Here is a 5,730-nt window from a genome sequence, read left to right as displayed (position 1 = left end):
CCAAAAAATAAAACCTTCAAAAAACCCGCAGGCTCAAGCCTGGGGCTACACGGACAAAGCGGTGCCTGCGCGGGCTAAAAGAGCCTTGTTAGGTGCGATCGCATCAAAGCAAGGATGATTTATTTGTTGGAATACCCTTACCGTAGAGGTAGGATTTCGTTTTGAGGGTTGAACGGGACTCCGTCTGGGGGGTAAATGGGCAGCGTGAGCAAAGACTCGTCAAAGGGGTTGGGCAAGTCTGGGGTTCTAAGAACAGGATCGCTAGAGGTCTGGAGCTCCATCACGGCATGATAGAGTTTGTTGATCCGTTCTGCATCCCGTTCCGCCTGTCTTTCCGGGTAAGTCAGGGGCAGCAGATAAAAACTGATTTGGTCAAAAATTGAGCGATTCTGGTAAAACGTATCAGAACTACGAAAGAAAGCCTCCTCAAATTGTTCAGCAATGTTTCTTCCAGGTAGGCTTTGGGCAACTGCCTCTGGTGGCACCACCACAGACGCCCCTAGGAGTGCCAACACCCCGATTGCGCTTTTTAACTGGAGTCTCATAAATTTTCTCCTCACCTTTTGGCTCGATATTAGCTCAACTTCCACGATAAGATAATTATCGGCTGAAATTTTCCTCCTGTCACTACAATTAACCATGACCGAGATTACTCAAGGATTGGATGAGACATCGGTCTCAGTTCACCCTAACAATTTAAACGACCAACGCCAACAGCTTCTGGACTTACTCTGTCAGTTAGCTTATCGCGAGGGGGACTTCACCCTATCCTCCGGCCAAAGCAGCCGCTACTATATCAATGGCAAACAAGTCACCCTACACGCGATCGGCGCACTCCTCACGGGTCAAGTCTTATTCTCCATGCTCTCCCCAGAAACCCTGGCCGTGGCAGGGTTAACTTTGGGCGCTGACCCGATTGTGACTGCCGTTAGCGTTGTCTCTGCCTACGAAAACCGACCGATTCCGGCCCTCATTGTTCGCAAAGAAGCCAAGGGACATGGCACCCAAGCCTATATTGAGGGACCCGAACTGGCTCCAGGGACCCAGGTTGTCGTCCTAGAAGATGTGGTCACTACCGGGGCCTCGGCAATGAAAGCGGTTCACCGTTTGCGCGATGCCGGGTACAAAGTAGAGGAAGTGATTTCCCTGGTCGATCGCGAACAAGGCGGAGCGGAATTGTATCACAAAGAGGGATTAAAGTTTCGGGCAGTTTTTACCATCGCCCAGATTCAAGCCCGGTATCAGGAGTTGGGATTATAAGTGAGAAGCGCAGAGAGATAAGTGAAGATTTGCTCCCCCCTTAAGTTACAAGCTCGGGGGTCGGTTCAGTCTTAGGGAACTCCAAAAAATAAAATCTCCAAAACGTTCGTTCGTCGTGACTAACGGAGTAGCCCGTCACTGTAGGGGCGCAATGCGCAGGCCCTTGGGGCGCAAGCATTGCGCCCCTACAGATACCTTCCTTTTAGTTCAACGTTTGGAGGATTTATATTTTGCAATCCCCTTAGCTCATATTTAGTATAGAAACAAACCCGGTTTGTTTTCCCCCAATGTTTGGAGTGGGTAGGCAGGTCCCACCCCTCCAAACTAGCTGCGCTGTTAGTGTGAGTTCAACAGACGCATTTAATCCTAAGTTCCCCAGTTTGCTATTTGACGAGACAAGCTGACAAGGGGAGAATTAGGTGAAGGAAGATACATAGAAGGCAACCCCCTCAAATTGATAGCCCAAGGCGGGCAACTGTTCCTGATCTAAAGCAGAGGTGGTGTATAGGTGACCCGTAGAAGCTGGGGAGAAAAATCGATACACCGGATCGGAACCCAGAGACGAGGGTTGATCCAACGCAGTAAAGGCAATTCCTTGATCTACATATCCTAGGGCGATCGCCTGATTGCGTTCCAATTCAGACATTGTTAACAAATACCCGTTTTGGGTCGGATGATACAGCCGGTAAACATTCTGAGCAGAAGGGTCTTGGGGATTTACGGCAAAAGGAATCGATTCAAATTCCCACCCCTGCGTAACAAAGGTATTCGCTTCGGGGAAAGAGGCAGTAAAGACATGATTGCCAGTCATCGGGTCATATAACCGAAAGGCAACCGGAAGACCCGGATCTGTTACCGTAGGATTGGCACTGGAGGGAGGGCTATTTTCGATAAAGTCGGCGACTGTCACGGTTTCATCATCAAACTGCAACCGTTCCACATGATGGAGTTGTTTCGTATATCCGGACCCCGTAATCGCCAGATAGGTCAGGTCTTCAGACGCATCACTCCCCGCATAATCGGCGCGACGACCGGGCAGGACTACCGTATCAATACCTGCATCTCCCCAGATTGTATCATTCCCCAATCCCGGAATTAAAATATCGTCTCCACCGGCACCATGCATCAGATCATCCCAAATTCCTCCCACATCTCCAGCTAAAGTATTATTCCCTTGACCCCCCCAAATCGGCATCTTTTCGGTTTGTGCGGCCAGGGATCCGGTATCCGACCATTTGACTTGGTGATAAGTGTTGTCCGCACTATCACGAATGACTACATAATGAAATGTCCCATCTGCGCCTTCGGCGGGAGTCAGGATTAAATCTTCCGAGAGTTGTCGGACTTCTTTCGTCCATCCTTCCGGTAGAACCGACGCTTCAAAAGCATTCGCCACTTGACTGGGGTCGGATTCCCCCGAGGCGTGCATAATATATTCATTCCCCCAGGGATCGGAGACAAAATAGCGATCGAGGGGGACAGCATCAGGTGTTCCAGGGGCCACGCCGTTTTCATTGGCCCAAAATTTCATATTTTGCCCTTTGAAGTTGGCTGTAACCTTGACCACACCAGGGAGGGGTTGAATGACAAAATTGCCTGCATGAAAGGAACTTTGGGCCGCAATTCCTTCATAGTCTGCCTGATTATAGGGCCACATGGTATTGATGGCTTCAGACATGAAAGCCCAGGTATATCCATCGGGGGTGGTGATATAGCTGGTACTTCCCAAGGGTTCCCCGGGTGACGCTATAAATTGGGATTCATTGAACTCTAAGTTCCGGGTGGTATTTTTAATGTAGGGGGGATCAATAACATAGTCGGGCCACAATTCCGCAGGAATTTCATTATCCCCGGGAATATTGGGGTCATCCGCGCTTTTGTAGGTCAAAACGGGCTGAGTGGCATCTACGACTATAGGTTGAATGTTAATGATCTCAAAGGCTTCTTCCAGTAGGTTCCAAGGTTGATTCGATTCCATGTTGTTAATTTTCCATGCGGGTTTGCTGAAAAAGTAATGCGGAAAACGGGGTGTCCTTGATTAGACCCCCGGGCGAGATGCCCCCTGGTTCAATTAGGGTAACACAGTCATCGGTACATTTAGGGACACAGTTAGGGAATGAAGAGGGGATTCTAGGGCATTTTAACCCGCGATCGCCTCATCTTTTTTCTGTTTTACACGATTTTGTGAAATGATCGGGCAACATTTAGAGGGCAGAAAAATGGCGTCCCGTGAGAAAGTAGGTTTTCATTTCTCCTTTGCCTTTAATCTCAATCAGTCCGCGTTCCTCAAATTTATACTGATGTTGCAATAAATGATAGGTGGTTTCAGAGACCTGAATTTTTCCGGGGATTCCGTGAGATTCCATGCGGGAGGCGGTGTTGACCGCATCTCCCCAGAGGTCGGGAGAGGAAGTGATTTCCCTGGTCGATCGCGAACAAGGGGGGGGGCAGAATTGTACCAAAAAGCTAGAAAGCGATCGGACGCATCCAAGTTATCTTCGGCGATGTAGGTAGCCAAAAATCAATTAAATCCCGGATGACTTTCGGGCGTTTACTAACGTTGCTTATCACTCCTCAGTTGGGTTAGACTGTTTGGCTAATCTCTCCCGTACTGCTGCGCGAATGTCTTGCCAATCTTGCGGTGCGATCGCCGTTGCAGTTCCGGATTCAAGCCCTTCCAACAACAGAGTTTCCAGGCGTTCGGTGGCTTTCCGCTTTTGGTCTTGCCGTACCAACTCCCGGAAATACTCGCTCAGGGTGCTATATCCCTCCGTTGCCACAATCTCTTCCACATAAGCTCGCATCGAGTCAGGTAAAGAAATGTTGATACTTTTCATCACTGCCAGTTTATAAACTTCCTGACTCGATTATGGCAGTTTTTGCCAGTTTTTGCCATCGGAGGGATTGGCAGTGGGATTGGGGGCGATCGCATTTCTGAGATTTAGGCAGTTCGCCTTCACTGGAAGCTAGATAAAAAACCGACGCTATTCTTCATCCTCAAATATTACCGGCCAAAGTTCTTCCACGACTAATTCCCATTCAGGGAGTAATTCCGGCACTGTTAAAATGTCACCATTGCCCAAAGTTTGTACCGAAGCATCGGGACGGTAAACTTCGACTAGGCAAGTATCCGGATCGATTAAAATAGCAATTTGTACGCCTTGGTCGAGATAAACCTTAATTTTTTCCCGCAATTTTTTGATGCGGTCACTCTGAGACTTGACTTCTACAACTAAATCGGGAACCAGAGTAGCAAAATAGCGAACACTTCTGGGTAGGCGACTGCGCGAAACAAAAGAAACATCCGGTGCTTTCAGGTCGCTATTGGGTAAAATAAACCCACCGGCTGAGTCGAAGACGCGACCGAGACGGCGGGGTTTCACCCAATTGAGAAGTTGACTCGCGAATTGGAGGGAGACTTCACTTGCCACAATATCTGATGGCCCGATAACAATAATGCTACCTTGTTCCAGTTCGATTTGACAGTCAAAACCAGCGTCGCTGAGGATTGACTCAATCCGTTCCACGTCTTTTATAGTCATCTCAGGCATAGTGGAGAACTCCAATTGCGTTCGGATGATTTATTGTAACAGTAAAAGGGCGATTGTATTCTGGGAAAAGGCGATCGGCTCCTCTTCCTCTATTTCCATCTCGCTGGATTGTCTGTTCAAATCCAAGAAAAGAAACGCTACGCCATCGCTAATTTGGAGGATAATGTAGAAGAGTGGGAAAGAGTTTTTGGAGGTCAATGATGGAAAAATGCCATGATGTCCAGCAAATAGGCTTCGAGGGTTCAGTGATGATTGTATCTGTAGACAATCGCCGATACCTCTTGCCGTTGTCTGAAGTGTCCCCTCGATTGGTGTCTGCCGGGGATATAGAACGCAAGACTTATCGGGTTTCACCCTCTGGATATGGGATTCACTGGCCTATTTTAGATGAAGATTTATCAATCGATGGGTTGTTAAAACTTGCAGAACAGTTATCTCAAAATCAGCCAAATGAGGGTGGATTTGTGCAGAGTGAATGATTCGAGTGCTTGACATAGAGGGAGCGCTTTAGTAAAGGCAAACGAAAAGCGATCGCTCTGTGGGAAAAGAGGCGATCGCATGAAAGGGAGAGAAAGGGGCGATCGCTCTGTGGGAAAAGAGGCGATCGCTTCCGCTGCTTGTTGCCGCTCTTTGGCAAGAGTAAAGCAATGGGATGTCCCAGATTTTTAAGTTCTAGCCAAGAGCTACTCTTTGAACCAGTTTAGGCATAGCTACTGACTATATTCACCAAATTTCCATTGAGTTCATTCCATAAAGGCTGCATGGAACGTTTCGCAAAAGTGCCGTCCCCATTGGATAGATATAAGTCAGCCATGTGCATATCATCTTGGGATGCCCAGATATCTTTCTCTTGGCGGATGAAATCAGTTTTCCCGTCGCCGTTGTAATCTCCAGCAATCAGATTAGTAAGGTTGCCATT

Annotated in this window: 8 protein-coding genes and 1 pseudogene; 2 read left to right on the top strand and 7 right to left on the bottom strand. The window is 48.2% G+C overall.

Features of this window, described 5'->3' with window-relative positions; genetic code table 11:
- Window positions 1-137: 137 nt before the first annotated feature.
- The gene (locus NG833_RS19125) at window positions 138-545 is read right to left on the bottom strand and encodes a hypothetical protein (RefSeq protein ID WP_254566868.1); all 408 of its coding nucleotides are present in this window, start codon (window positions 543-545) and stop codon (window positions 138-140) included.
- Window positions 546-639: 94 nt separating this feature from the next.
- Between NG833_RS19125 and pyrE the strand changes: the two genes are divergently transcribed.
- Window positions 640-1,260: an orotate phosphoribosyltransferase gene (gene pyrE, locus NG833_RS19120; protein WP_254566867.1), complete on the top strand. Its 621-nt coding sequence runs from the start codon at window positions 640-642 to the stop codon at window positions 1,258-1,260.
- Window positions 1,261-1,675: 415 nt separating this feature from the next.
- Here pyrE and NG833_RS19115 read toward each other — a convergent pair whose 3' ends face one another.
- The 4 genes and pseudogenes from NG833_RS19115 to NG833_RS19100 all read right to left on the bottom strand — a co-directional run bounded on the left by NG833_RS19115 (window position 1,676) and on the right by NG833_RS19100 (window position 4,811).
- Complete coding sequence (locus tag NG833_RS19115; RefSeq protein WP_254566866.1) at window positions 1,676-3,238, bottom strand: hypothetical protein; 1,563 nt, start codon at window positions 3,236-3,238, stop codon at window positions 1,676-1,678.
- A 226-nt stretch (window positions 3,239-3,464) separates the two neighbouring features.
- A pseudogene (locus tag NG833_RS19110) lies at window positions 3,465-3,662 on the bottom strand (adenylate/guanylate cyclase domain-containing protein); the annotation flags it as partial.
- A gap of 165 nt (window positions 3,663-3,827) precedes the next feature.
- Complete coding sequence (locus tag NG833_RS19105; protein ID WP_254566865.1) at window positions 3,828-4,097, bottom strand: ribbon-helix-helix domain-containing protein; 270 nt, start codon at window positions 4,095-4,097, stop codon at window positions 3,828-3,830.
- A 147-nt stretch (window positions 4,098-4,244) separates the two neighbouring features.
- On the bottom strand, window positions 4,245-4,811 hold the full coding sequence (locus NG833_RS19100; RefSeq protein ID WP_254566864.1) for a Uma2 family endonuclease: 567 nt from the start codon (window positions 4,809-4,811) through the stop codon (window positions 4,245-4,247).
- 197 nt (window positions 4,812-5,008) lie between these two features.
- On the opposite strand from NG833_RS19100, the gene NG833_RS19095 reads away from it, so the two are divergent.
- On the top strand, window positions 5,009-5,290 hold the full coding sequence (locus tag NG833_RS19095) for a DUF2442 domain-containing protein (protein ID WP_254566863.1): 282 nt from the start codon (window positions 5,009-5,011) through the stop codon (window positions 5,288-5,290).
- A 28-nt stretch (window positions 5,291-5,318) separates the two neighbouring features.
- Here NG833_RS19095 and NG833_RS19090 read toward each other — a convergent pair whose 3' ends face one another.
- A complete protein-coding gene (locus tag NG833_RS19090; RefSeq protein ID WP_254566862.1) occupies window positions 5,319-5,459 on the bottom strand; it encodes a hypothetical protein in 141 nt (46 codons plus the stop codon).
- Between the two features lie 52 nt (window positions 5,460-5,511).
- Window positions 5,512-5,730, bottom strand: a 219-nt coding sequence (locus NG833_RS19085; protein ID WP_254566861.1) for a hypothetical protein, incomplete at its 5' end; no start/stop codon positions are given.

This window comes from Oscillatoria sp. HE19RPO (assembly GCF_024220515.1).
Classification (GTDB): Bacteria; Cyanobacteriota; Cyanobacteriia; order Cyanobacteriales; family Laspinemataceae; genus Laspinema.
The sequence above is the reverse complement of the archived record's forward strand: the minus strand, read 5'-3'. Positions and strand labels throughout refer to the sequence as shown.